This is a genomic window from Streptomyces fuscichromogenes (assembly GCF_014645815.1).
Taxonomy (GTDB): domain Bacteria; phylum Actinomycetota; class Actinomycetes; order Streptomycetales; family Streptomycetaceae; genus Streptomyces; species Streptomyces fuscichromogenes.
In genome coordinates, this window is sequence record NZ_BMML01000085.1 from 1 (window position 1) to 3324 (window position 3324).

Sequence of the window (3324 nt, forward strand, 5' to 3'; positions counted from 1 at the left end):
CCGAGGGCAAGTGGCGGCACAAGTACGTCGAGCGCTCCATGCATTCCCTGCGCGGCGCCCCTCGCGGCCCGTACGCCGTCTACCTGTCGTCGGCGTACCGCCGCTACCGCTGGCTGCTCTTCGACCTCGACGACAAGCGTGGCGAAGTCGGCCCCGACCTCGCAACTCTGCTGCGCTGGATGGAGGAGGCCGGACTGACCTACGTGGTCGCCGCTTCCGGATCCGCCGGCGGACGGCACGTGTGGGTGGCCGCCGAGACGCTGCTGGAGGCCACGCTGGTCGAGTCCATCGCCGTGGCCGCTGCGAAGCGCCTGCCCACGCTCGACTACGGCCTGCTCAAGTCGTCTACGGGCGCCGCCCGGCCGATCGGTGCCCCGCACCGCAACGGTGGCCGCAGCGAGCTGATGAGCCCGGCCGATCCCCGCCGGGCCGCCGACCTGCTGACCCCGGCCACGTGCGGCAACCCGTCCGACGCGTTTCTCAGGCTGCTGCTCATCATCGACGCCGTCCCGGCCCGCGCGGACTTCCGCCCCAAGGTGGTCGGCCAGGACCAGTTCGCCGAGGTCCTCGACGACAAGCTGGGCCCCCGTCTCGACGGCACGCCCACCACCGTGCTGGACCGCGAGACCATGGCGCTGCTCACCCGCCGCCCGCCGGCCGACCGGGTCAGCGAGGTGTGCGGCTCCCTGCTGACCAGGCTGGCCCTGCGCCGCTGGACGCTGCCGATGGTCGAGCGGCTGATGGACGAGCGCCGGTACCGCGAGGGCGGGCTGCTGCACGTGTGCACCGCGCCCGGCTTCGGCACGCTGCGCGTGACGCTGGACGAGATCGACGCCGAGGAGAAACTGGCACGCCAGTGGGCCCGTTGCGTGGAGTACGCGAGCAGGCTGCCCCACACCGAGGAGGCCCTGCAGCGCACGGAGACCGTCGCCGAGACCGTCGCCCTGGTCGAGCAGCTGCAGCAGGGTGCTGACGCCTGCCCGGAGCGCTGGGCCATCGAGTCCGGTCCCGCCGACCGCGCCGCGCTGGACCTGTTCTGTCTGCTCGCCCTGCAGTCCGGCAGCACCGTGCTGAGCCTGGACACGCGCCGGGCCGCCATCGCCACCGGCACCGGCCGCTCGACCATGCACCGGGCGTTCGGGCGCCTGCAGCTCGACAGCTGGCTGGGCAGCGCCACCGACAACGGCCCGGCCGGTACCTACGAGCTGCTCCCCGTCACCGCTTCGCACCCTGCTTTCGCCTCCGTTGCACGGGGTGGGACACAAGGAACCCCGCCCCCCCTAGGGGCTACCCGCACCACACTGATCTCCCGCCTTAAAAAGCGCCTCGCCGCAGGTCAAGCCGACGTCTTCTCCCACGGTCGGCGCACCGAGCAGCACGCCGGCGGGCTGGGCCACCACGCGGGCCGGGTCTACCAGCAGCTGGCCGAGCACGCCGACCGCTCCCTCAGCCTCGCCGAGATCTGCCAGCGCACCGGCTACAGCGCCCGGACCGTCGTCAAGCATCTCGCCCGGATGCGGGACCTACTGGTCGCCACGCGCGCGGTGATGACGGTTCACCACGAGTGCCCGACCTGCCAGGCCGCGCCGGGGGAGCGCTGCCGTACGGCCGCAGGAGCCGTTCTCCGGCGCCGTGGAGCCGACCAGCACACCAGCCGTCAGGCCCTCGCCGCCGAGCGCTCCAGCACCCCGTACTACCGCCCCCGGCAGGGGTCCCTGGTCGCCGCGGCGAAGGCCCTGGGCTCCCACGGCCGCCTCGCCGCCCGAGCCCGCCTGTACGCGGTCGAGACCGAGCTGTACCGGTGGTGGCGCCAGGAGGAGGAGTGGATGCGCGCCCCCAAGGCCGGAGTGCGTACGGGAGTCCAGACGCACGAGGAGCAGACCGCCCTGGTGCTCACCACGCTCGCTCGGCAGCCCCGCCGCCGCTATCCCCGCACCGCCGACGGCCGAGGCGACCACGCCGCCGCCAGGGCCCGTATCGAGCGCCGTATCGCCACGGCCTGACCCCCCGGCACAGCTGCTTCGGTTGTGCCGATCTTCAGCCGTCCCGCACCGCTGGGCTTGTTATCAGCCGCTCATCCGACTTCCGGTCATTCTCTGTCAACCGGTTGACGCTCACCCCGACATACCGTCAACCTCTTTACGTCAGACCGAACCCAGCGAGGAGAACCGGATGAACGAGACCGTCCCCGTACCGCAGATCCAGGTGGCCACCCGCAGCCAAGCGCCGCAGGTCACCGCCATGCCCGTACAGCGGGTGATCCCCTCGGAGCACGTCAGCGGCTCCCACAAGCCGGGCGCCTACCAGCACGTCCTGCTGAACACCGTCACGGGCGAGCTGAGCTTCCACGAGAGCACCCAGCACCGGGAGCCCTGGAGCCCCACGTGGACGGCCGTCAACGACGTCCCGCGCGAGACCTGGAAGCGCTGGCACCCGGGCAGGATGTTCCTCCCCGGGTCCGGCGCCGACATGTGGGCCGAACAGGTCCCCGAGCTGCTGAGCTGGACCGTCGACTCCGGCTTCACCGGGCACCCGTACCTCGACGTCGAGGCCGCCAACGCCCTGCTGGAACTGGTCGCGCCGTACGCCCAGGAGCTGCTCGACGGATTCTTCGAGGCCGGGGGAGAGCTGGACTGGTCGGCCGCCTCCGCCCGCGCCGGCCGCCAGCTGTGCCGCCTGACCTCCCGTCACCGCGAGGCCGCCCTGCCCGAGGTCGACGCCGACCTGGTCGACTTCGCTGAGATCGTCCAGCGCTTCCCCCAGGTCTACAGGCCCGAGCTGCTGCGCCTGTCCCTCGACAAGCTCACGCACGAGTGCCAGGTCCAGACGCAGTTCATCGGCGCGAACGAGCACTGGCACCAGGAGGTGAAGAAGGTCTTCGGCCGCCCGTACCGCGACGGCAGCGGCGTGGGCCTGCAGGTGCTGGGCGTGCGGTCCTGGTACCGGACCGTCCTGATTGACGGAGACCCCCGGCCGGCACGCGACTTTGGCGACTGGGACGCCGAGCACGGCCGCCTGACCGCCAGTGAGATCACCTCCGAGACCAGCGACGCCGCCCTGAACACCTGGATCGAGCGCGAGGAGCTGCACGCCGCGCAGCAGGGGGTGCGCCTCTTCGGGACGAAGGACGCCGCTCACAGCCACCGGGCCCGCCTGCGGGAGCAGGACTGGGACCGCCTCGCCGTGGTCGGCGCCGAGTGCGCCCGGCTGGAGAAGTACCTCGCCGAGCGCCGCCAGCTGGTCAATCGGGCGATCGACTGGGGCCATGGTGACTCCGACATCGCCGGACGGGCCCGCATCTCACGGCAGGCCGTGCACAAGATG

The 3324-nt window shown here is 72.0% G+C and carries 2 protein-coding genes; both read left to right on the forward strand.

Translation table 11 applies throughout. From position 1 onward, the window contains the following. Positions 1-2003: zinc finger domain-containing protein (locus IEZ11_RS50180; RefSeq protein ID WP_189269820.1), on the forward strand; the 2003-nt coding region annotated here is incomplete at its 5' end. A 169-nt stretch (positions 2004-2172) separates the two neighbouring features. After that, the coding region (locus IEZ11_RS50185) for a hypothetical protein (RefSeq protein ID WP_189269821.1) at positions 2173-3324 on the forward strand (1152 nt) is incomplete at its 3' end.